This window comes from Pseudomonas duriflava, from assembly GCF_007830155.1.
GTDB lineage: Bacteria > Pseudomonadota > Gammaproteobacteria > Pseudomonadales > Pseudomonadaceae > Chryseomonas > Chryseomonas duriflava.
This window is the reverse complement of record NZ_VLKY01000007.1, coordinates 13,269-37,228: the sequence shown is the minus strand read 5'-3', so window position 1 is coordinate 37,228 and position 23,960 is coordinate 13,269. Positions and strand designations below refer to the sequence as shown.

Sequence of the window (23,960 nt, the reverse complement as noted above, 5' to 3'; positions counted from 1 at the left end):
TTTCGCACGTTTGCATGAGCCTTACCATGAACCTTGATCACTCCAGCCTTAAATCCCTGATTCGCGCCGTACCTGACTTCCCCAAGGCCGGTGTGATCTTTCGCGACATCACGCCTTTGTTCCAGTCACCCCGCGCGCTGCGGCTGGTAGTGGATAGCCTGATCCAGCGCTACGTGGACGCTGAGTTCACCCATATCGGTGCATTGGATGCCCGCGGTTTTCTGATCGGGCCTATCCTGGCGTACGAGTTGAACAAACCCCTGATTCTGTTTCGTAAGAAGGGCAAGCTTCCGGCTGAATTGTTGATGGAAACGTACACTACTGAATATGGTGACGCGGTCATTGAGGTTCAGAAAGATAGCTTAAAAGCAGGTGACAAGGTCTTATTGATTGATGACTTAATCGCCACGGGCGGTACGTTAATCGCCGCAAGTAATCTCATCGCACGCATGGGCGCTTCTGTCTATGAAGCGGCTGCGATTGTCGATCTGCCAGAGTTAGGCGGCTCCAAGCGCTTACAGGATATGGGGATTCCCACGTTCAGCCTGACTGAGTTCGCCCTCTCCGAGCGTTAACGGGACACAATTCGCCTATTTGGCAGGGCAAGCCGGTTTCTTTAACCGGGCCGAATAGGCGACCCGGCAACTGTACCTTAAGCCTCCTGTGAGCTTTCAGACTCTTCAGCGGCAATCAGCGAGACCAGAGCCTTTTGTTGAGCGCCGGAAAGATGACGAAAGCGTTGCAAGAGTTCTCGCTCATGGGCGCTCAGAGTGGGATCGCTAAGGCGAACGGCAGGGTCGCTTTGAATTACTCCTTCCTGAATCAAGCTCTGCTCCAGACGGGTAATGATCTCGGAATTCATGCTCCGATGATGTGTTCTGGCTACGACTGCAATATGTTCACGCATGCCATCCGGAAGACGAATCACGAATTTCTCGACGGCACGCCCACCTCCGGTGCGGATGTCTGAAGGGTCATCACTCTTCGCAAGATCCCTTATAGTATTTCCGGCAGGGCGGCTCGAATAGGATCGAATTACTGGTGTCATGAGTCATTATCCTCTGTTTTACGACACGTGCAGCTGAGGGACGGGATCAGGAAACCATTACCGTCGTAACTCCAAGCACATACACATAATGCTCAAGGCAATAAGGCTAAAGCCTTGGTTGATGGCAGGCTTGTCTCGCTGCTCCTTGAGCGCCGCAGCGAAAGCCTTGAACTACTGATTTCAGAACCGTTTTATGTGATCACTGTTTAATGGCGTACGAGGCAAGGCATCTCGGTAGAAGACGGTCACAGGCCCAGTGCCGAAGTTGTCTGATGATCGATTTCGATCCAGAACGCCACGACTGGTTTGTCATCGATCAGCTGAGGGACCGAAACCCGGTGGACATTTACACCTGCACGTTTAAGCAGACGTTCGTTGCCTACGGCCGAGAATGCAATCAAACGGCATGCGCCTTGATTGCGAGCGGTTTCGACAACTTTGGTAATGAGCATAATCGAGTTGCTCCAGGCTTGTGCGGCTGTCAAACGCTCATTGGGAGGTGGGCTAATGGCGAAGCGTGAAAGCTCCCAGACATCGGGTGAGTGAGGAAGCGGCGCGCCGCCCATGAGATGAGGGAATATTTCGCCCAATAGGTAGGGTTTATGAGTGGGTAGTAAACGGGCGCAACCGCAAATCTGCTTGTGCTCGTCATGCGCAACCACGTACAGCGTGTCGGGTCGGTCGAAGTTGTCTTGCTCATGGTCTTTCGGGCAATCCAGAGGCCATCCCATCTTGTCCACGAAGATCCTGTAGCGATAAACAGAGAGTGCCTGTGCCATGGCGGGTTTCAATTGTTCCGCGGTCCCTGTTACCGTATTGAGCATGTTACCTCTCCTGTTAGTGACTTTCGTCAATTACAAGAGAGCGCCACTCTTTTGGACAGCTGCCCTTTTGGACAGGTCGGTCAGTGCATGAAAGGAATTCCGCGCTGCCAGTCTTGTCCAGCCAGCCATGACGTTAATAGTTCTTCTGTGCAGCGTACGCCCAGGTCATAGCCCGTCGTGCAGCGTAGCATCAGGTTACTTTGAACACCGCCGGGGGCCAGGTAGATCAGTTGATCAGGCTGTGAGCGAAACCAGGCCCATCCAACGCTTACCTGAGACGCTTTGTTCGTACTCGCCCACTCGCAAAAACCTGCGCATAGCGTCTCGATACCCAATAACCGCAGCTCTTCCTGGAGGTCGTCGTCCAGCCAGGCCATATGCTGTTTGAAGGAGAGCTGGCTGAATTCACTGAAAGACATACGTATGAATTGGTCAGGCGCTAGGGCAAGCATAGAGGAGCCTTTAGGATGAGTGGTTATGTCCAGAGCAACCAGATGGCATCAGACTTTAATATAGTTGCCCCTGGCTATTAATACCCGTGTCACAGGCGGATGCTACTGGGTCCGCTACAATTGAAAAACTGCCCATTCGGGCATCTTTACCTAGGGCATGATTACCAGTGAAAGACTGGCGTGAAAGTTATCTCAGTCTGTGTGCCGAAGCCCGGTCAGAAGTTCAGCTCTTCAAGGAGCTGGCAAAAATCGTCGAGAATCTTGGTTTCCAGTATTGTTCGTATGGTTTACGGGTTCCCTTGCCTGTCGCTAATCCAACGTTTCACTTGTTCACGAACTATCCCTCTCGATGGGAAGAACGCTACATAGCAAACAACTACTTTGGCATAGACCCTACGGTTAAACATGGGATGAGCGAAGTATCTCCTCTTACGTGGGCTGCCGATCAGGCCAGGGATCAGCAGGATTTTTGGGAAGAAGCCCGGCAACATGACTTGCGTCATGGATGGTGCTTATCATCCTTTGGGCACTTTGGTACGGGTGGTTTGTTATCTCTTGTGCGTTCGGCTGACCAAATCACGACGAAGGAGTTAGATGCAAAGGAAGCCAAATTGATCTGGCTGACGAAGCTTGTCCATTCTTCCATGGCACGCTTCTTAGCTCCGAAGATGATGCCTGAGTGCCTTGCTGAACTGACCTTTAGAGAGAAAGAGGCCTTGAAATGGACAGCCGTAGGCAAGACATACATCGAAGTCGGCATGATCCTTGGTATTGATGAGCGCACCGTCAAGTTTCATCTTGTCAATGCCATGCGCAAACTGAATGCTGCCAACAAAGCTGAAGCCGCGGTTAAAGCATCCTTGTTGGGAATGTTGTTCTAGCAATTTGTCTTCGGCCTTTCTCGCTGTTCTGTCGGCTGTGTAAATAGCCCGTGCGCTTCGCTTAGGTATCCGCTACAGTTTTGGCAGGTCACATGCAAGTGACCGCGTCGCTCGGACGGTTCCGGGCGCTTACGTTTACTGAGGATCACATGGTTGACTCTACTACCATGCGCCGTTTTGCGCGCATTGATCGCCTTCCGCCCTATGTTTTCAATATCACAGCCGAACTCAAACTGGCGGCTCGCCGTCGTGGCGAAGACATTATCGACCTGAGTATGGGTAATCCCGACGGTGCCACACCGGCACATATCGTCGAGAAGTTGTGCCAAGTTGCCCGGCGCGACGATACCCATGGTTATTCCAGCTCTAAAGGCATTCCACGCCTGCGCCGGGCTATTTCCCGTTGGTACAAGGAGCGTTACGAGGTCGATATCGACCCTGAGTCGGAAGCCATCGTCACTATCGGCTCCAAAGAAGGATTAGCTCACCTGATGCTGGCCACATTGGACGCCGGCGATACCGTTCTAGTACCAAACCCCAGTTACCCGATTCACATCTATGGCGCCGTGATTGCTGGGGCACAGGTGCGCTCGGTGCCGTTGGTGCCGGGCATGGACTTTTTTGCCGAACTCGAGCGGGCGATACGGGAAAGCATTCCCAAACCAAAGATGATGATCTTGGGCTTTCCTTCCAATCCCACCGCGCAGTGCGTAGAGCTTGAATTCTTCGAGCGGGTAATAGCACTGGCCAAGCGTTACAACGTTCTGGTCGTGCATGACCTAGCCTATGCAGACATCGTATTCGACGGTTGGAAAGCACCCTCGATCATGCAAGTGCCGGGCGCCAAGGATATTGCCGTCGAGTTCTTCACACTGTCTAAAAGCTACAACATGGCGGGATGGCGCATCGGCTTTATGGTCGGTAACCCTGAGTTGGTCAGTGCGTTGGCGCGTATCAAGAGCTATCACGACTACGGCACCTTTACGCCATTGCAGGTTGCTGCCATTGCCGCACTGGAAGGTGAACAGCAATGCGTTCGCGATATCGCCATGCAGTATCAGCAGCGCCGTGATGTCTTGGTAAAAGGTTTGCACGAGGCGGGGTGGATGGTTGAGAACCCCAAGGCCTCGATGTATGTCTGGGCCAAGATTCCCGACGCTTATGCACACCTGGGCTCATTGGAGTTTGCCAAGAAGTTGCTGGCCGACGCGAAAGTGTCGGTCTCGCCAGGCGTGGGCTTTGGCGACTATGGCGATGATCACGTACGGTTTGCCCTGATCGAAAACCAGGACCGTATCCGTCAGGCTGTGCGTGGCATCAAGACCATGTTTCGTAATGATGGCCTGTTGCCTAAGCCGCCTCATCGACCGAAAGCAACAATTGAGTAAACTGTCTGTGGCCGGGTCCTTACCCGGTCACTTTAAAATGATCAGCATGAAGCATGTGCCAGTACCTCTTCAGGTGCTGGAAAGTGTATAGGCATTGGTAGCATACCGATTTTTAATCATTAGCTGACGTGATAATCGTGTCTCTCAATCGGCCATAATCTTGGCTGTTCACAGTTGGGCAAGTGGACGTTTATCGGCTTGTTCAGCTCTTCGGCGGTGCGGATATAGGCATACGGTAAGGCGTCATGTATATATTTTGTGACGTCTATCGCATTTTGGTGTTGCGGCTTTATTAGCCTATCTACCCAAGCTAGGCCTGGTATCAGTTCCCGGCTTTGGTTGTAGTCGTCTTGTTGCCCGTAAGCTATTTCTAGTATCTCCTCGAGTTCACGTTCCATGCCTCTCTTAACTGCTAAATACAAAGCCTTGGATGCTACTCAAACACCAATGCCGATGCATTCCATGAAGACTGCTGCCATGAAAACCGCACCTCTTCCCGAGAATGAACAGGAGCGTTTGGATAGGCTGCACTCGCTTGGGTTGCTCGATACGCAGCAAGAGGAGCGGTTTGACCGATTCGTGCGCTTGGCAATGGCTTTATGTGATGTGCCTATCGCTGCCGTTTCGCTGGTTGACGCTAACCGGCAATGGTTTAAAGGGTGTACGGGGTTGGGCGTAAGCGAAACCTCCCGGGATATTTCTTTCTGTGGGCATGCCATTTTGGAAAAACGCGTCCTTTATATTCCTGACGCTAAGGCTGATCCCCGCTTTGCAGATAATCTCTTGGTAACCGGCGAGCCCTTTATTCGATTCTATGCTGGTTGTCCGATTTTTACGCCTGATGATAAGGCGATCGGTACGTTATGTATTATCGACAAACGCCCTCGAGCCTTGAGTGCTGATCAGTTGCTACGCTTTCGTGATCTGGCTGATTGTCTGCAGCGAGAAATCGTTCTGCAGATGCTTATGCAGGACATCAAGCGACTGACTTCTAGTTCGGCATTAACGTTTCTGAGCGGGGCGCTAACAAGCCAGCCATAAAGGGCAGGGAGCTGCATGACAGTACGTTTTTGTAAGCACATACGCCCTTGCCGGTATTGAATGCTACTTAGAAAAACCCTGTCGGGCAATTTCCTGTTCAAGAGCAGCCTCAAGTCTCGCACGGTTTTCAATCCACCAGCCTGCATCGTCGATCAGCTTGGCGATAATTATGTGGTCATAAAAGGTCTGAAGCTGTGGAGCAGGCTCGCTTGGAGACTGAGCATTCTGTTCTTCGTAGCGACTAAGCTGCTTTTGCTTTGTCCAAAGGTAATTCCAGCGAAGGCTGTTGGCCAGGCTGACTTTGATAGCTGGCCCTTTGAGTTGGACAGCGCCTAGTGTGGCTTTCATGAGGGGGTTTGCGGGGCGAGGGCCCATCTGCTGACATATATCTTCAAAACGCTGAAGTGCTTGCCGAAGTACATGTCTTGCAGCCTCATATGTTTCCCAGGCGGCTTCGCCGCGGCGATAGTGAAAGTATTTTTCGTTCACGATGCTGGCAATATCGCGCACGGCCTTTTCTTGAACCGCTACAGTTTTGGCCATTTTTTCGCGAGAGGCATAGGTGAGAGGCACTGCAAGGTCTCTTTAATGCTGGAGTTACTACTGCAATAGGGTACTACTCTCCACGTACAGGCTCTAGAGGGGCTGGCTAGAGCGGGTCCAGCCTTTCGCTTGCTGATTATAAGTGGCTGTTATGGCCGAACAGCGATAACCGGAGCCAGCATATATGACCGAAACCCCTTATCATTACGGGGATGTCTTCTCTGGATGAATCAACCGCATGCTGTCTGCCGTCAAGCGTTACCTTGCTGGGGCGCTATCGAGTTACTTTCCACGAACGACTGAGTATTTGAAAGACCCAAACGAGGGCGGCTTGTCACATCCCAAGCCCAGCAGTAAGGCTGCTTCGGCCTTGACGAGCAAATTGAAAGCCGCGCTACTGCCGAAAAAAAGAGTTCAGCCAAAGCCCGGCCGTACGACAACAAAGAAGTCTGCCAGAAATGTAACTAAAGCCACTGCAAAATCCGGTGCGAAATCTAGTTCGAAAGCAGGAACCGCTTCTCGCCGCGGTAAATCGACCGCTGGCGCTAAAAAACCTGCCAAAGCGAGTGGTAAGCGCGATAAGCCTGCCGGGGTCGACACACCTCAGCACCAAGTTGTGCGCGATGTCCAGGTAGGAGAGGGGATTTACGACGCCACGCCTCTCATGATTGACGATACCGCTATCAAGGCGATGCGCAAGCAAGTAGCCGAGGCTGTGCGTGCTGGTGTGGTCAGCATGCCTTCGGACGAGCAATGGTCCATGATTCTATGCTCAAGCCCGGCCACTCGTATATTTGCCGGGGCTGGCTCAGGCAAGTCCACCACTCTGGTGTTGCGCGTGGTATTCATGTTGTGCCACATGAGGATCAAGCCCGAGCGCATTACCGTCATCTCGTTTACCAACGACTCTTGTGCACAGCTTCGTGATCAGTTGAGTCGGGTTCTGGCGTTTTGGTCCTATCCCTTTGAGGTGGACAAGGCGCAACGCTGTGTGCGCACCTTTCATGCGGCCATGGGCGTACTGGCAAAAGAGCTCTTGGGCAATCCATCTTGGTTCGAGCAGCTTGATGATCGTAAGTCTTTTGCACTCGAACTGGACAATCCCCTGGCTGCTGGCCGGCTGCGTCCTGCACAGCAGCGCTTGCTCAAACAGACATATCAAACGTGTTATGCCCAGGTTCCAGCGTTTCGCAGGCGTGTTCACAAGCTATTGGGCTTGCCCATGCCAGAAGCGGACGATCAAGAGCAATCATCTGCGGTCCAGGCACCGCTGGATGGGTTCAGATTAGCCGGTGAGTTTACTTCTGTACCCTTGTTCGAGGCCTTTTACACGCAAGCAGGATTTATCGAAAGTATTGGTATCCGGCTCGATCAGCTCGATGTAAAAACGATAGCCTGCTCTACCCGTGAGCGCATTTTTCTCGAGGCGCTGGTTCTATTCTGGAAAGCCTTTGAAAAGGACTTGCAGGGGCAAGGGCTCATGACCTTCAACAGGGCTTTTCAGGCGCTTACGGAGCGGCTTGCTGCTGAGCAGAGCAGTATTTCGACCGAAATACTTGTTCCGTATAGTCATTTGCTGATCGACGAATTCCAGGATATTTCCCCGCAGATTGTGCAATGGCTCCAGGCCCTGCATCGTTGCCTGGCAAAGCGGGGCGAGGCGGTTAGCCTTATGGCCATCGGCGATGACTGGCAGTCCATCTATGGCTGGCGCGGTAGCTCACCCGAGCTGTTCATGAATTTCGACAGGTATTTCCCTAGTAAAGGGCGCACCAAAAAAAGTGCTGTGCTCATGCTGGAAACGAATTATCGATCGGTCGAACCTATCCTGCGTGATGGCGAAGCGGTACTTTCCGGTGTTGCGTACAAGCAGGATAAAGTCAGTAAGGCTCATAAGCCTACCAAACCTGGCGATCATGGCGTCCAGGTCGTTTCTCCATTCGACGTTCACAAGCGCCTGCCTGATCTCATCAAGGAGATCGAAAACCAATGTGCTTATGCAGCCAGTTGCCAATCAAGGGAGCGTATTGCCGTGCTGGTACTGGCGCGGCGCAACGAGACCTTGAAGATCATCCAGGGACAGTTGCAAAAGTCACTTCCAGTCAAGTGCTACACCATTCATCGCGCGAAGGGTTTGCAGGCTGAGGTCGCTCTCATTGTTGATGACGGTATGATAGGTGAAGAGCATCCACTGCGTAACACGTTGTATGCCTATTCGGGATTCTTTCGGAACAGTTACAGCCAGGCTATGGCCGATGAGGGATTGCGGCTGGCTTATGTAGCTATTACCCGAGGGGTAAGCCGAGTGCTCTGGTATGCACGTAAACCCCACGAGTACATGCGTGTGCTACGTACTAGCGAAACGTAGTGCTAGTCGCTTCGTCCTGCATCCTTTTTCTTGAGTCCTTTTCCTTAACAAGCCTGCCAATACCGCTGTTTATAGCTGCTTTTATAACGGAAGCGGAAAATCTAATTTTTGTAGCGAATACGCTTTCAACAGGTGAGTAGGGTAGTAATACAACCTTAGCGTATATTCATAGGTCATTATGAGGAATAAGGGTTGTCTTACTAATGGCATGGCATTTTTATCTGGCAGGCTGTTCAGTCCTCATATAAATAATTTCTCCTAAAATAATCTTATAAATCATGAGTTTGATTGCATTTTTGACTACCACAAGGCCATCTTTGTTACAAAAAAAATACTGTATAGACGCTTGACAGAGATTTTGTTTAGAAAAATACTCCGTTCATGTTGTATGACGACGTACCGATAAAAGATAGAGAAAATAACAATATTCAAGGAATGCCTCCTTTCTATGAAAATTACTCAAGTCAGCGTCGATGTGTTCTCTTACCCGACTCGCCGCGCTGTAGATAGCGCCGGGCACTCGCATCCGGGAGATGAAATCCAAGCCCGGATGGCCTTGCTCAAAATCACCACTGAAGACGGATGCGAGGGCTATGCCTTTGGAGCCCCTGAGCTAATCCGTCCCTATATCATCGATAATTTTGTGCGCAAGGTTTTGATTGGCCAGAATGCATTGGATCGCGAACGTATCTGGCAGGGCCTTGCTCATTGGCAGCGGGGCAGTGCAGGCCAATTGACTGACCGGAGCCTGGCCATCGTAGAGCAAGCGCTTTGGGATTGGGCTGGACGCAAGGTTCAGTTACCTGTGTACAAACTGCTAGGAGGCTACCGTGACAAGGTGCTGGCCTATGGCTCAACCATGTGTGGTGATGATCTGCCGGATGGTTTGTCAACGCCTGATGAGTATGGCCGTTTCGCCGAAAAATTGGTTGCTCGCGGCTATAAGGGAATCAAGCTGCACACATGGATGCCACCCATTTCCTTTGCACCTGATGCCAAAATGGATGTAAAGGCCTGTGCGGCTGTACGGGAGGCCGTAGGTCCAGACATCGCGCTCATGCTGGACGGTTACCACTGGTACAACCGTACAGATGCCCTTTATATCGGCCAGGAAATTCAAAAGCTTGGTTTTGCCTGGTTTGAAGAACCCATGATGGAGGAGTCGGCTGAGTCCTATGCTTGGCTGGCTGAAAATCTCACTATCCCAGTGCTGGGGCCAGAAAGCCTGGGCGGTAAATTCCATAGCCGTGCCGCTTGGGTTAGCAGTAAGTCATGCGACATTCTGCGGGCCGGCGTAATGGGGGTTGGGGGAATCGGGCCATGCATGAAAGTGGCGCACCTGGCTGAATCTTTTGGCATGGATTGCGAAATCCATGGCAATGGCGCCCCTAATCTGGCTGTAGTCGGTGCTATCAAGAACTGCACATGGTACGAACGCGGTTTGCTGCACCCCTTCCTGGAATATGACGATGTACCAGCCTATCTCAATAGCATTGTCGATCCGATGGACAAGGAAGGGTATGTCCATTTGCCACAGCGCCCAGGGTTGGGTGAAGACATCAACTTTGCCTACATCGAAGCCAACACTGTTAACCGTTACTAACCAGTAGTACTTGAGTGTACTACAGAGCGTGTTTGACAGAACAAGAGAGGACCGACTTATGACTGCCTATTTGCATTATGAAGTGCAAAAAGACTCTGCCTGGTTTGTCGCATCCTTTCGGTATTCAAACTATATCTGCGCGTTCTCTGTTTAAAGATATAGCTATGGCAAGGCGCGAGAGGTTTGTTAATGGCAGAATAGTTACGAAGGAATGTATTTTAATACGATGTTGTGCCGTGTAAACATATAAGTCTATCTCACATACAAGAATAAGATCATGAAGACAATAATAAAGACTATCGCTGTTGCATCATCTTTGAGTGTGGCTGTTCTGGCGGGCAATACCCAGGCAGCTGATTATGGTTATATAAACTATCGTCATCAATATATTGATGACGCCCAACTCCACTCGGATCGTGTCTTGTTAGGCATACGGCTGGAGAACGGTCTTGGATTCGAGGGTGAGCTGAAATACAAGACCGGGGGAAGCCGCAAGAACGTCGCATTTGATAATACTGTAGGCGATGGTCACGAGTTCACAGCAGATTACCGTTATTCGTTAAGCCCACAGTGGACCATTGCGCCCTTTATAGGGCTGGTTGCGGTTGAAAATGCTACGACCTACAGAGCCGGAACCCGTCTGGGCTACAAGATCAATAACCAGTTCACCGTATCCGGGCGCTATCGCTATGAGTACCGCAAACTAGACCGCGATCAGATCGATCCTGACGTGGCGGACCGCGCCAAGCAAGATCAGCATGTTCATCGTTTCGATACTTGGTTGGGTTATACCCCAGGCGGGGCCTGGTCTTATGAATACAATTATGTGTTCTTCAAGGCCGATTATACGCGCTATAACGGAAAGAAAACCGATTACGAGCAGAACCTCGCCTTCAAATACAAGTGGGATAAGCGCTGGCAGCCTTATTTCGAAGTGGGTGACATAAAAGTCAACGCAACTGAAAGTGATCGTCAGATGCGGTTCCGTGTAGGCGTGCACTACAGTTTTTAATCTTATTCATTATTTAGTTTGTCGCTCTGCCGCGTTGTAAGGCTGCGAATGACTAACTTTATATTCAGGCGCTGCGGGTAAGTGGCGCTTGAGTTATCAAGTTGTTCGCTTTCATTATTAATTTAAAAGTTAATTGAACATTATTTCGAAATAATGAAGTCATGTTCTCTTTTATTCGGTGAATAACATGAGAATAAATAATGATAAGAAGCTTCTTATGCTCCATAGCGTACTACCGCCTCTGGTCAAGATGACCATGAAGAATTCGGCTGGATCAGCTCAGGTGTCAAACGGGCCCCTCTCGGAGCTGTTGATTACTTCCGGCCCCTTATGCGGCGACTCGCGTTCTTTCCATCGAGCGTAAGGCAATTCGCACCGGGTTATCCGGCATCTCCTCTGATTCGCTCCTTGGGCCGTAACGCCCTTAAATGTGAGAGAACGCTATGAACATAGATATGTGGGTGGTCGCAGGTTATTTTCTGCTTATGGTCATCATCAGTGTCGCTTTCAAGAAAATGGCCAATAAATCGGCAAGCGACTATTTTCGTGGCGGCGGCCGTATGCTGTGGTGGATGGTAGGCGCAACCGCCTTCATGACCCAGTTTTCAGCGTGGACGTTTACAGGCGCTGCCGGTAAGGCTTTCAATGATGGGCTAGCTGTCACCTTCGTATTTCTTGGCAATATCTTTGCTTACGCTATTTCCTACTGGTGGTTCAGTCATCGCTTCCGGCAGATGCGGGTAGACACGCCCACGGAAGGTATCAAGCTGCGTTTTGGCAAGACCAATGAGCAATTCTTTACTTGGGCTATCATTCCGCTGAGTATCCTGAACGGCGGTGTCTGGCTTAATGGTCTGGCTATCTTCGTAGGTGCTGTGTTTGGGTACGACATGAGTACGACCATTTGGATCACCGGCATTTCAGTGCTGTTGATTTCCCTGTTGAGCGGGGCATGGGGTGTCGTTGCCAGCGATTTCGTCCAGACACTTGTTGTCGCAGTTATTTCTGTAGCCAGTGCTATCGTTGCGCTAGTAGCTGTAGGCGGGCCTTCCGAAATTGTCGCACGGTTCCCGACCAATTTCGTGATGGGGCCGGACATGAACTACGGCCTTTTGCTCGTTGGTTCTTTCCTGTTCTTCCTGGTCAAACAGCTGCAAAGCATCAACAACATGCAGGACTCTTATCGCTTCCTGAATGCGAAGGACTCTAATAACGCACGTAAGGCTTCCTTATTCGCCTTGGCGCTGATGATAGGCGGTACCCTGATTTGGTTCATTCCCCCTTGGGCAACAGCCATTCTATATCCGGACGCGCCGTTGGCTCACGCCGAATTGGGCAACAAGGCCAGTGATGCGGTCTACCTGGTCTTTGCCGAACGCCTGATGCCGGTCGGTACTATCGGGCTGCTGGTTGCCGGGCTCTTTGCAGCGACTATGTCATCCATGGACTCGGCACTGTGCCGAAATGCAGGCATTTTCGTCCGTAGCTTTTGGTCGCCGATTATTTGCCGTAACAAGCCGGTTAGTGAGCAAAAACTGCTGCGTGTGAGCCAGGTTGCTACAGTGGTCAACGGTATCCTGGTGATTTTTATTGCTCAGCTTTTCGCCCAACTTAAAGGGCTAAGCCTGTTCGAATTGATGATGCGAGTGGCCACCTTGCTTCAGTCGCCCATTCTGGTGCCGTTGTTCTTTGGCATGTTCATCCGCAAAACGCCCAAGTGGGCAGCCTGGGGTACTGTTGCCTTCGGTATGTTCGTTTCCTGGCTGATCATGAACGTCTTTACGGCGCAGTGGTTTGCCGGTTTGTTTGGGGTAACACTGACTGCCCGTGAGCTTTCCGAGCTGACGACCACGATTACCGTAGCGGCGCATCTGGTGCTGACAGGGGGCTTCTTCTGCGCGACTTGCCTCTTCTATAAGGAAGAGGCCTTTACGCCAGAAGAGCGTCAGCAGACGCAAAAATTCTTCACGGATATCGAGACGCCGGTGGTGGCAGAGAGCGATCAGGATGTCTATGACCGTTTGCAGCGCAATAAGCTAGGGCAGATTACCCTGATGATGGGTGCGGGCCTGATGCTAATGGTGCTGGTGCCAAATCCGCTTTGGGGGCGGCTCCTGTTCGCAGCCTGCGCAGCCTCGATCCTGCTGTTCGGGTATTTCCTCAAACGTAGTGCTGGCGTAGAGGGGAGCATCGCTGCCGTACAACCGCCATTGGCTGAGCGAGTTTCCTGAAACCTATATGTGTTGTGCTACCGGCGCCCATGAGGGTGCCGGTTTGCCTTGTCAGGCAATAAGGTCAGCTAATTTCTCAGTCATGTCGTTATCAAGGCTCTTGCAATGACCTCTCTCGATTTGGCGGTAGTAGGGGTATACCTGCTGTTTATAGTAGGCGCCGCCTGGTGCTTTCGCCGCTTCGCGAGCAATAGCAGTCACTATATTAATGGCGGCGGATCGATGCAGTGGTGGATGGCCGGTGCCACTGCCTTTATGACACAGTTCAGTGCTTGGACGTTTACCGGCGCCGCCGGCAAAGCATTTACGGATGGTTTTCCGGTACTGGCGCTGTTTTGGGGTAATGCCCTGGGCTTCTTTGTTGCCTGCCGGTTTTTTGCGGCGCGCTACCGCAAGCTGCGGGTCGAGACCTCAATGCAAGTGCTTGCCTTGCGGTTTGGCAAGCCCACCGAACAACTTTTCACATGGCTGCAGTTTCCGCTTTCCACCTTGACTGCGGCCGTCTGGCTCAATGGCCTAGCGTATATCATTTCGTCTATGACAGGCTTCGGCATTGTCCCAACCCTGCTTCTAACAGGGCTGGTGATCACTTTCGTTTCGGCCAGTGGTGGTGCCTGGACGGTTAGTGCCACGAATGTTATTCAGTTGGTGTTGATTCTGGCTATTACCCTGGTAACCGGTGGTTACGCCTTGTATCAGGGCGGGGGGGCTAGTGAAATTATTGACCAGTTTCCTGTCGACTTCTGGCAGGGGCGTGACATGCATATCCTGCACATCCTGATGTTATGGATAGCGATGATTTTGATGCAGCAGGTGCTGTCCACAAATAATGCCATCACCTGTTACCGCTTTCTCGTAACGCGTAACGAGCGGGAAGCTCAAAAGGCAGCCTTTCTGGCAGGCGTGTTGTTCGTAATAGGCCCAGTCATGTGGTTCATTCCGCCTTGGGTCGCAGCCATACAAGGGGCGGATCTCGCTGCTCACTATCCTCAGCTGGGTACACAGGCCAACAATGCGGCTTATCTCTTTTTTGTCGAGAAGGCTATGCCGACCGGCACCCTGGGGCTCACCCTGGCCGCTATGGTGGCAGCGACAATTGCACCCATGAGCACTGCCTTGAATCGCAATGCCGGTATTTTTATTCGTAACGTCTATCAACGGCCGGAACATGAAGAACCGCACCTGATGAAGGTTGGCCGCTGGGTAACCTTGTTCAATGGCGCTCTGGCTACATTAGTAGCTTGGTGGATGGCGGAGCAAGAGGGCATCGGTTTCTTCGATCTGGTCATGATGATCAGCTCCATGTTGCTGTTGCCGTTATCTATCCCGGCCATGCTGGCTGTTGTGGTGCGTCGTGCACCCGACTGGGCAGGATGGAGCACGGTCATGGTAGGTGGTTTGGTTTCTCTAGCGATGTACCTTGGCTTTAATCCCACCGTACTGCCCATTTGGCTTGGAGGGGAAACATTGACCGCACGTGAGGCTGGCGATCTCAAGTTCGCGATGACGGTATTAGCCCACATCTTGATCACGGGAGGTTATTTCCTAATGACCCGGTTCTGGTACAGCCCCAGTGCCAGCATCTCCAGGCAACGCCAGGTTCGGGAGTTCTTTGGCAATATGTGCCGCCCTTTGAAGCCAGACGAAATAGCCCGGGTCGATACAAGCCAGGCTCGGAGACTGGGAACGCTGTTGCTAGCCTTGGGCGCGTTGTTATTGCCCTTGCTCGGGTTGGCTAAGGCGCCTTGGGGGCTGGGATTACATGCAGCCATTGCGGCAACGGTAACCGTAGCGGGCTTGGCTTTACGCTTTTTGGCTGGCAAGCATGAGCGGCCAGATAGGTAGTACAAAATACTTTTTCAGGCCTTGCACCGCTGATGGTCATCTACGTGAACGTTTAGCGAGTGCCAATAAACGAGGTGTGATTCATGGCGAAAGGCTCAATCGTACAACTCGATTTCCATCATTTTCGTGATCCGAATACCGGTGCGTCTGTTACTCGACTGACACCGCCTGAAGTGCTGTGTCATCGGAACTACTTTTATCAGAAGTGTTTTACCAGTGATGGAAACACGTTGTTGTTTGCGGCTGAATTCGACCGGCACCGCAACTATTACTTGCTCGACCTTGAGACGCAACAGGCTGTTCAGTTGACCGAGGGGGCGGGTGATAACACCTTTGGCGGTTTTTTATCTCATGATGATCGTTATCTTTACTACGTCAAGAATGAGCGTTACTTACAGCAGGTGGATCTGCACAGCTTGAGCGAGCGTATGGTGTATCAAGTGCCTGACGGCTGGGTCGGCTACGGAACCTGGGTAGCTAACAGCGCGTGTACGCGTCTGGTTGGTATTGAGATCGACCGAAAAGACTGGACGCCCCTGACGGACTGGGAAGTCTTTCGAACCTTCTTTACGCGTAACCCACATTGCCGGCTGATTCAGGTCGATCTTGATACCGGTGAGTCAAATGTCATTCATGAAGACTATGTATGGCTGGGGCATCCCATCTATCGTCCCTTCCATGACGAGACGGTCGCCTTCTGCCATGAGGGACCGCATGATCTGGTTGATACGCGCATGTGGCTGGTGAACGAGGATGGTTCCAATGTCCGCAAGGTCAAGGAGCCTGCTCCTGGTGAGAGTTGTACCCATGAATTTTGGGTGCCTGACGGTTCAGCCATGGTGTATGTCATCTACCCAAGGGGGCAACAGGCGCGGCAGATCTGGCGTTTCGATGCTAACAGCGAAACCAATGAGCGGCTGATGGATATGCCAGCGTGCTCTCATCTCATGAGCAACGAAAACGGCACCTTGTTGGTAGGCGATGGCGCGGGCACGCCTGTGGATGTGGACGATACCCAAGGATACGAAATCGAAAACGATCCATGGCTCTACGTGTTCGATGTAAGCGCACGCAAATACGCACGGCTGGCCGTGCATAACAGTACATGGCGCGTGCTGAACGGAGACCGGCAGGTAACACACCCGCATCCGTCATTCACGCCGGATAATCGAAAGGTGTTGTTCAGCTCGGATTTCGAGGGTCAGCCTGCTGTTTACCTGGCGACTCTGCCTGATACGCTCTTTGCCTGATCAGGATCTGTTAGCTACTGATAGAGCGTGTGACGTGCTTCATGAGCGCGATACAGGCGTTCACGGCTGTTGCTAAGGTGGAGGTACATCGCGGCGCGAGCTGAGTCAGGGCTCTGCATCTCGATGGCACTGAATATTTTATCGTGCTCTCTATGAACAAGATCCAGGTAGGCCAGGCGGTCCTTGGTAGAGACATAGGCTGAGTTCAGCCGTGTACGGGGAATCAGTTTAGTCCCCAAGTGCTTCATGATATCGAACAGGTATGCATTACCCGAAGCCTTGGCGATCTTCAGATGAAACTGAAAATCGGCATGCACGGCAATACCTGATTTGCTCGAGCCGCTGTCCTTCATTGCGAGCAGGGCTGCTTCGATATCATTGAGTTCTTCTGCGCTGCGATTGAGGGCGGCCAACCCGGCGGCGGCTACCTCCAGGCTCATGCGTAGTTCCAGAAGATTGAGTACATCCTGCAAGGTCGTGATGGTTTCCGGACCTAGCTGCAATGTCTGTGGTGGAGGCATATCCACGATGAAAGTGCCAACGCTTCGGCGTGTCTCCACAAGTCCTGCCGCCTGTAGACGAAGAATGGCCTCGCGGACCACGCTACGGCTGAAGCCCTCGCTGTTGGCAAGCTCAACCTCCGAGGGCAACTTCTCTCCCCGTGCAAAAACGCCGTCGCGAATATACTGGGACAAGCGGGTGACCAGTTCTTCAGCAAGGCGTTTGGGCTTTGGAGAGGATCGCTCAATCATATTCGGCTCGTCTATCCTTTGGCTCGGCATGTCCGCCTCTGCTGCAAGCATACACATTTCGCTTATCAGTCTCAGGGAGAACGCTATAAAAGCTGATTGTAAGGGGTATAGGCTCGTTATTCGGTATCAGCTTTCCTGAGGTCGCAAAAAACAGTCAGCGTAGCGTCTTACCTTGAAATACAAAGCCATAGGCACGCGGCAACATTCAGGTGAGCAGCGGTCAACAGAGTACAGGGATCCCTCTATTTGTGCAGTCGTCCGCATACTCAGTGAGAAACAGCCAAGGCGTTATAAAACATTTCTCGCATAATCACGTCTCAAATAGACGCAGGTGCGTCAGATCGATTCTATAACGAATAAAGTTATCGCTGCCCTGGCGCGCGGGCACGCGAGGCGTGCGCAATATGGAATGACGACTCGATGGCAGATTATCCGGACGATTCAAGCTTGGTTGACGCCGAGTCCGAACGCATAGCACTTTTAAACACCTTGGAGATGCTCAATACCGATGCTGAGCCGGTCTTCGACCGTATTACTCAGCTTGCTGCCGATATCTTCGAAACACCTATAGCTTCAGTCACGCTGCTCGACGGAGACCGTGCTTGGTTCAAGTCGTGTGTGGGCATTTCATTTGACGAAGCGCCGCGGGAACACTCCTTTTGCGCCTATTCGATACAGCAGCATGATCCTCTCATCGTGCCGGACATGATGAAGGATGCGCGTTTCATGCAAAATCCTTATGTCCTTGGGCCACCGCATATTCGTTTCTATGCCGGGGCTCCCGTCGAGTCCCTTGAGGGCCATGCTCTGGGCGCTCTGTGTGTCATCGATACTCAGCCAAGACAGTTCAGCTCCAGACAGGCGCGTATTCTAAAATCACTGGCTGGCATGGTTTCGCGTGAAATTCAAATGCGTGAAGCTACCACCCTGTCTCGCAGGCAACTGCTTCGCTCCAGTGAGCAGATCGCGGCCAGCGAGGCGCGCTTTCGTACCATGTTCAAGCGGGCTAGCGTAGGTATCGCTCTGGTCTCTCCAGAAGGGCGTTGGTTCAACGTCAATGATTCACTATGTGCCATTGTGGGATATAGCCAGGAGGAGATGGCGCAGCTGACCTACCGAGATATTACGCTTGAGGATGATCTCGATACTGCCGTAAAGCTCGTCGATCAATTGACGCATGGCGATATTGACCAGTATCAGTTGGAAAAGCGTTATCGGCGAAAAGACGGTTCGACTGTTTGGGTCAACTTGCTGGTGACCAAGCAACTGGATACCAAGGGGAACCTGGAATACTACGTCTGTATCGTCCAGGATATTCAGGCGCGCAAGGAAGCTGAAGATCTGCTGATCGCGTTACAAAGCGATTTGGAAAAGCAGGTTCAGGATCGAACCCAGGATCTTCAGTACGCTAATGAAACATTGTCCTATCTGATTGAGCAGCAGGCACAATCCGCCCAGGATCTGCTCATGCGGGAAGTCGAACTCAGCGCCATCCTGGAAAATACCAACGATGCCTACCTCAGCACGGATGACACTGGCGTTATCACAGCATGGAACCGTAAGGCTGAAGAGACCTTTCGCTGGAAGCGGGAGGAGGCCATAGGTCGCCGCATGGATCAGCTCATCATTCCGCCGGCTATTCGAGAAACGCACCGAGAAGGCCTGAAAAGTTTTCTGAGCTCCGGTGATGGTGAAGTATTAGGCAAGGTGCTCGAATTACCGGTCGTCCGTAAGGATGGCATGCTGATTCCCGTTGAGATGCGCATAACCGCAGTCGATATTGAAAATCGTCGCATCTTTAGCGCCTTTTTACAGGACATTACGCAACGCAAACTCGAAGAGGAACGGCGCGAGCGTGACGCACAAGAGGACGCTTTGACAGGGCTGTCGAATCGCCGGGCCATGTATGCTTTTCTGCAAAACAAGCTAAAGGCCGACTTGTCATCTGCCAATCCGCTTCAATTACTGTATCTGGATCTCGACCGCTTCAAGCCCGTTAATGACACTCTTGGGCATGCGGCCGGCGATCAGGTATTAATGGAAGTCGCGTATCGCCTGAAAAAATGTCTGCGTGACGATGACCTTGTTTCCCGAATAGGGGGCGATGAGTTCGTCATCATTGCGAACGGCCTTACCACGCGTGTAGCAACCGAGGGGCTGTGTCGGCGTTTGCTAGAGCAAATCGCTACGCCCATTCTTATCGGCGAGCATGAGGCCGCGATTGGGTGCAGCATCGGAATCGTTACGGCTCCGCAGGATAGCCGCCGGGCCGATGAGTTGCTGAGGTTTGCCGATATTGCATTGTATGAAGCCAAAGCCGCGGGCCGTAATACATGGCAGTTCTATACTGAGCAGATGAGTACGCGTCTATTGATTCGACGTCAGATCGAAACCGATCTGAAGAAGGCTTTGCGGCGTAACGAAATGCGGCTCGAATTTCAACCGCGTTATGATGTGAAGTCGGGGACTATCGCTGGCGCAGAGGCCCTGGTCCGCTGGCAGCACCCGGTCCGGGGCTACCTAAGCCCAGATCATTTTATTTCCATTGCCGAAGAGACCGGGCTGATCGTGCCGCTCAGTGATTGGGTGTTACGGCAGGCCTGTATCGAGGCAGGAAAATGGGAAAAAGCCTTATTCGTTTCAGTGAACTTGTCACCTGTCGAATTCAAGCGAAGCGATCTTGTGGCCCGGATACGCAAGCATCTGGAAGAAACCGGGCTGGCGCCCGGCAGGCTGGAACTTGAAATCACCGAGGGCGTAATGCTGGACAACGCCAACGATGCGCTGGCAACCATGCGCCAGCTCAAGGCCTTGGGTGTCCGAATTTCCATGGACGATTTTGGTACGGGATATTCGTCCCTGAGTTATGTACATACCTATCCTTTCGATGGCATCAAGATCGACCGTAGCTTTATTTCGAGTCTGGATGATTCCTCGAGTGGAGAGGCGATCATCGAGGCCATTGTCGGGCTCGGACGCGCCTTGTCCTTAACCGTTACAGCTGAAGGCGTTGAGACCGAGCGGCAGCTTGATCTTTTAGCCCGTCTCAAATGCAACCAGGCGCAAGGGTTTTATTTAGGGCGTCCGGTTCAGATGAAGGCGTCTGGGTTTTTCTGATCCTGTATGCCCAAGTCGGATAAGCTAAAGATCTTGTATTAGCGATCTTGCAATATTTTGAAAAAATTTGTGCAGGGAAGGGAATCTTTATAAGCGAAGCCGGTCGGAGGCTTGATTTCACGTTGTAAACAGGCTGGATACAAGGACGAATCTAATGAACCGACCTCCTGTACAGACATCATCTTTTTCACAGAGCATGACGCCAGCGGTTACCGCAAGCGAAGGACTGGAAGGCGCTCTTACTCTTGGTCAATCCCTTGCCCGCATCGCAATGGCTTTCCCCGAACGTGAAGCGTTTGTCTCTACTCGCTTTGCTCCGTTTACCTACGGTGAGCTCCAGCGACAGATTGAGCGCACCCGTATTCAACTTCGTGAGGCAGGCCTGGGTTCTCAGGCGCGTATTGGCATTATCGTGCCAGAGACCGCACAGGCCGCTTTAGCCATCATTGCTGTCGCCTGTTCCGCTATTGCCGTTCCGCTCGATCCGCGTCTGACAGCGACGGAATTCGATCAATTGCTTGGCATGCTTGGGTTGGACGCATTACTGCTCATGCAGGATGAAGCGGGCTCAAGTTATCCTCCTGCCGAGCACTGCGGTGTGGCGCTCATCAAGGCGGTCGCGGAAGAAGAGGGTATGCTCGGGTTTAACCTCGCCGCGTCCCAGGTGAGCGCAGCATCGCTCGATGAAGAGCCAGAGCCCGAGGCGCCTGCATTTATTCTGCGAAGCTCCGGCACTACGGCATTGCCCAAGCTAATTCCGTTCAGCCACCAGAACCTGTTGGCAGCCGCTGAGCGATGGAAAGCCTGGTTTCAGCTTGCACCGGATAATCGCTGCTTGTGCGTATCGGCGCCTTATTATTCCCATGGACTGAAAGTCACTATTCTCGCCCCGCTTCTGGCAGGCGGAAGCGTAGCCTTTCCACTTAGCGCGGCTACTGTTGATGTACAGGAATGGTTTGAGGATTTGCAGCCGACCTGGTATTCGGCGGGTCCGGCTATTCATCAGGCTATTGTGGATATTGCCAGGAGTAGATCGGGAACCTTCCGTCATCAGCTGTGTTTTGCTTCGTCCGGCGGGGCTCCGCTCTCTGCGGAGGTCAAGCAAGACCTGCAAGACGTGCTTGGGATTCCAATCCTGGAACACTATGGGTCCAGCGAGGCAGCCCAAATTGCTGCCAATACTCCTTTTCCAGGCGAAAGCAAGGCCGGTACGGTGGGACGGCCCTGGCCAGGTAGCGTGCTGATCGTAGACGAAAGCGGTGCTCCTCTGGCTTCCGGTCAGCGCGGTGAAATCCTGATTAGCGGTCCCACTTTAATGAGCGGCTACCTGGGGGATACAAGTCTGAACGAGGCGGCCTTTACCAACGGCTGGTTTCGCTCCGGTGATATCGGAAGTCTTGATGAGGAAGGCTTTCTGACCCTCCATGGTCGTTTGCGTGAAGTCATCAACCGAGGCGGCGAAAAAGTCAGTCTACAGGAGGTTGACGAAGCACTAATGCGTCATCCAGCTGTGCTGGAGGCGGCGGCTTTCTCGATGCCTCATCCACGCCTTGGGCAGGATGTTGCCGCTGCGGTGGTTGTGCGTCCTGAAGCTACTGTCAATGCTGCCGCCCTGCGCGAGTTCCTGCGAAATGAGCTGGTGTACTTCAAAATACCCAGACGTATTCTGATTGTGGATCAGCTGCCGAGAGGGCTCACAGGAAAGATTCAACGACAGCGACTGACTGAAGCGCTTATTGCAACGAAAGAACAGGAAGCGGACGCATGTGCAGGAGAGGATGCGCCTCTCTCATCGTTGGAAAGTAGCGTTCTGGCCATCTGGCAGCGGTTATTGAAAACCCAGGCCGTTACGGTTGAAGATAATTTCTTCGACAAAGGCGGGGACTCGTTGCTGGCGACCGAGATGTTGGTCGAAATCGAGCAGCTTTTGGGGCGTGTAGTCCCAGAGGCTATTTTGGCTGAAACTGATACGCTCAAGGAGCTAGTGGTACGGCTTGAGAACCTAGCTACCCATTTCGACCCAGTTATTGAATTCAATTCAGCACCTGATCGCACGCCGCTGTTCTGGTTTCATGGCGACTTCGCTCAGGGGGGCTACTATATTCGGCGTATGGCGAAGCTGCTTGGGCCGCAGCAACCTATTACAGCTATCGCCCCTCATGGCCTGGGCAATGAGCCTATTCCAGACTCGGTCGAGAACATGGCACGTGAACGGTTGCCGTACATTCTTGAGCGACAGGCGACAGGGCCTTACCGACTGGGCGGTTATTGCAATGGGGCGCTGGTGGCCTTTGAAGCGGCGCGTTTGTTGATCGAGGCCGGACATTCGGTCGAAATCGTAACGTTGATCGATCCGCCCACGGCCAATGTGCGTCCATGGTCTCGGCTTATTTTGAAAACGCTTGGGTACATTCTCCCTGATCGCCAACTCGCTCAGGTATACGTAGGGCTAAGCCGGTTTGGTGAGACGTCTAAATGGCCTTACCCAAAGCGAATTGGCCATGTGTTAGCAAAACTTTATGAAAACGGGATGGAGAGGCTGGCCCAAGTTCGAGGTGGTCAATCGACCAAGACCTCAGAAAAGGATTGGGAGATTCATCAGCGTTTTCTTCAGTATTCAAACGTTATGGCGCGCTATCTGCCAACTCGGCTGGCGGCTCCGGTCGTCTATTTTTCTGCCGATTACACCAGCCGTGCCTGGCGGCAAATGGGGGTAAGCTTTGAGAGCTTTGATGTGCAGGGCGGCCATCACCGCTGCATAAAGGATTATACGGCTTCGATCACCACGCCGCTAAGCGCCTTACTCGAACGCACGACGACCGAAACGTCAACGTCCAGTGCGTTGCTGCAGGGTGTGAGGCGTTCCGACCTGGACGGCGTTGCTGATTGAGTTGTAGTCGTCAGGTCTTTAAAGGGCTTCTAGCTAAAGGTAGTAGTGCGTAAGTTGCTGCCTGGCTAAGCGCGTGTCGGGTATGATCCGACACGCGGCAGCTCATTCGGGCCTCGTTCCGCTCATGTCATATGTTCGGTCGAACGATAGACATGCCCGTTATCTAACGTGATTGTTTATGAAAATCGCTAGGTCATTACTTCTGTATTGGTAACGTCTTGGTAGTGCATATTCTGGTGTCTGGATAAAGATCATCCGGAGGTTGGCTCGCCGCCATCTGGCGATGTTTAGGCGGCGTGTCTATTCTCAAGTCTGCCCTGTTTTAGGCCTGCGGAGAGGGATGGGCATCGTATGCAGGTTGAACGCATTTCTTGGTTTCTGACCGGAGGGGCCAATGACAACGCTGATTAGTCGAGAACCCTGGTGGGCTTCGCCGCCATATCCAGGGCAGAACGAACTGGATCTAGAATGGGGTTACCTGGAGGTGTATGACTCCCTGGAGTTTCGCTTTGTTCATGTTCGTCCTACAGATGAGGAAATCATCAATCGAAAGGGCTGCCGAACCTATGTCGAGCCGTCTCCCTCTGCCTGATTCTGCCTTTACTCACCTAGCTTGCCACCAAAAAGCTTTTCCCAATCGTGCGCGTCTCATTACGGTTGAGCCGTATGTTCTTTCCTTTACAAGAGCTGTTTTCTAGATTCTTGGCGCAACCCA

General features: G+C 52.3%; 18 protein-coding genes. 13 read left to right on the top strand and 5 right to left on the bottom strand.

Annotated elements, in window-relative coordinates:
- Window positions 1-26: 26 nt before the first annotated feature.
- Window positions 27-575, top strand: a complete 549-nt coding sequence (locus IQ22_RS11265; protein WP_145141798.1) for an adenine phosphoribosyltransferase — start codon at window positions 27-29, stop codon at window positions 573-575.
- Window positions 576-652: 77 nt separating this feature from the next.
- On the opposite strand, the gene IQ22_RS11260 is transcribed toward IQ22_RS11265, so the two are convergent.
- The 3 genes from IQ22_RS11260 to IQ22_RS11250 all read right to left on the bottom strand — a co-directional run bounded on the left by IQ22_RS11260 (window position 653) and on the right by IQ22_RS11250 (window position 2,324).
- On the bottom strand, window positions 653-1,048 hold the full coding sequence (locus tag IQ22_RS11260; protein WP_145141796.1) for an Arc family DNA-binding protein: 396 nt from the start codon (window positions 1,046-1,048) through the stop codon (window positions 653-655).
- A gap of 245 nt (window positions 1,049-1,293) precedes the next feature.
- Window positions 1,294-1,872: an acyl-homoserine-lactone synthase gene (locus IQ22_RS11255; RefSeq protein ID WP_145141794.1), complete on the bottom strand. Its 579-nt coding sequence runs from the start codon at window positions 1,870-1,872 to the stop codon at window positions 1,294-1,296.
- A gap of 80 nt (window positions 1,873-1,952) precedes the next feature.
- A complete protein-coding gene (locus tag IQ22_RS11250) occupies window positions 1,953-2,324 on the bottom strand; it encodes a DUF4902 domain-containing protein (protein WP_145141792.1) in 372 nt (123 codons plus the stop codon).
- Between the two features lie 167 nt (window positions 2,325-2,491).
- Between IQ22_RS11250 and IQ22_RS11245 the strand changes: the two genes are divergently transcribed.
- The 3 genes from IQ22_RS11245 (at window position 2,492) to IQ22_RS11235 (ending at window position 5,634) form a co-directional block, all read left to right on the top strand.
- Window positions 2,492-3,205, top strand: a complete 714-nt coding sequence (locus tag IQ22_RS11245) for an autoinducer binding domain-containing protein (RefSeq protein WP_145141790.1) — start codon at window positions 2,492-2,494, stop codon at window positions 3,203-3,205.
- Between the two features lie 149 nt (window positions 3,206-3,354).
- Window positions 3,355-4,593 carry an alanine transaminase gene (gene alaC, locus IQ22_RS11240; RefSeq protein ID WP_145141788.1) on the top strand — a complete coding sequence of 413 codons (1,239 nt, stop codon included), beginning with the start codon at window positions 3,355-3,357 and terminating at the stop codon, window positions 4,591-4,593.
- Window positions 4,594-5,070: 477 nt separating this feature from the next.
- A complete protein-coding gene (locus IQ22_RS11235; RefSeq protein WP_145142213.1) occupies window positions 5,071-5,634 on the top strand; it encodes a GAF domain-containing protein in 564 nt (187 codons plus the stop codon).
- 63 nt (window positions 5,635-5,697) lie between these two features.
- On the opposite strand, the gene IQ22_RS11230 is transcribed toward IQ22_RS11235, so the two are convergent.
- Window positions 5,698-6,207, bottom strand: coding sequence for a hypothetical protein (locus IQ22_RS11230; protein ID WP_145141785.1), 510 nt, complete (start codon window positions 6,205-6,207; stop codon window positions 5,698-5,700).
- 208 nt (window positions 6,208-6,415) lie between these two features.
- Here IQ22_RS11230 and IQ22_RS11225 point away from each other — a divergent pair, with 208 nt between their 5' ends.
- The 6 genes from IQ22_RS11225 to IQ22_RS11200 all read left to right on the top strand — a co-directional run bounded on the left by IQ22_RS11225 (window position 6,416) and on the right by IQ22_RS11200 (window position 16,486).
- Window positions 6,416-8,545 carry a DEAD/DEAH box helicase gene (locus IQ22_RS11225; RefSeq protein ID WP_145141783.1) on the top strand — a complete coding sequence of 710 codons (2,130 nt, stop codon included), beginning with the start codon at window positions 6,416-6,418 and terminating at the stop codon, window positions 8,543-8,545.
- Between the two features lie 448 nt (window positions 8,546-8,993).
- Complete coding sequence (locus tag IQ22_RS11220; protein WP_145141781.1) at window positions 8,994-10,148, top strand: mandelate racemase family protein; 1,155 nt, start codon at window positions 8,994-8,996, stop codon at window positions 10,146-10,148.
- A 286-nt stretch (window positions 10,149-10,434) separates the two neighbouring features.
- Window positions 10,435-11,160, top strand: coding sequence for an oligogalacturonate-specific porin KdgM family protein (locus IQ22_RS11215; RefSeq protein ID WP_425298858.1), 726 nt, complete (start codon window positions 10,435-10,437; stop codon window positions 11,158-11,160).
- 443 nt (window positions 11,161-11,603) lie between these two features.
- Complete coding sequence (locus tag IQ22_RS11210) at window positions 11,604-13,391, top strand: sodium:solute symporter family protein (RefSeq protein ID WP_145141777.1); 1,788 nt, start codon at window positions 11,604-11,606, stop codon at window positions 13,389-13,391.
- 105 nt (window positions 13,392-13,496) lie between these two features.
- Complete coding sequence (locus IQ22_RS11205) at window positions 13,497-15,236, top strand: sodium:solute symporter family transporter (RefSeq protein WP_145141775.1); 1,740 nt, start codon at window positions 13,497-13,499, stop codon at window positions 15,234-15,236.
- 83 nt (window positions 15,237-15,319) lie between these two features.
- Window positions 15,320-16,486 (top strand): oligogalacturonate lyase family protein, encoded by a 1,167-nt coding sequence (locus IQ22_RS11200; protein ID WP_145141773.1) that lies wholly within the window; start codon window positions 15,320-15,322, stop codon window positions 16,484-16,486.
- A gap of 14 nt (window positions 16,487-16,500) precedes the next feature.
- On the opposite strand, the gene IQ22_RS11195 is transcribed toward IQ22_RS11200, so the two are convergent.
- Window positions 16,501-17,238 carry a FadR/GntR family transcriptional regulator gene (locus IQ22_RS11195; RefSeq protein ID WP_145141771.1) on the bottom strand — a complete coding sequence of 246 codons (738 nt, stop codon included), beginning with the start codon at window positions 17,236-17,238 and terminating at the stop codon, window positions 16,501-16,503.
- A 420-nt stretch (window positions 17,239-17,658) separates the two neighbouring features.
- Between IQ22_RS11195 and IQ22_RS11190 the strand changes: the two genes are divergently transcribed.
- From IQ22_RS11190 to IQ22_RS11180, 3 genes are all read left to right on the top strand, one after another.
- On the top strand, window positions 17,659-20,355 hold the full coding sequence (locus IQ22_RS11190) for an EAL domain-containing protein (protein WP_145141769.1): 2,697 nt from the start codon (window positions 17,659-17,661) through the stop codon (window positions 20,353-20,355).
- A 154-nt stretch (window positions 20,356-20,509) separates the two neighbouring features.
- The gene (locus IQ22_RS11185; RefSeq protein WP_145141767.1) at window positions 20,510-23,245 is read left to right on the top strand and encodes an AMP-binding protein; all 2,736 of its coding nucleotides are present in this window, start codon (window positions 20,510-20,512) and stop codon (window positions 23,243-23,245) included.
- Between the two features lie 394 nt (window positions 23,246-23,639).
- Window positions 23,640-23,837 (top strand): hypothetical protein, encoded by a 198-nt coding sequence (locus IQ22_RS11180; protein WP_145141765.1) that lies wholly within the window; start codon window positions 23,640-23,642, stop codon window positions 23,835-23,837.
- Window positions 23,838-23,960: the final 123 nt, after the last annotated feature.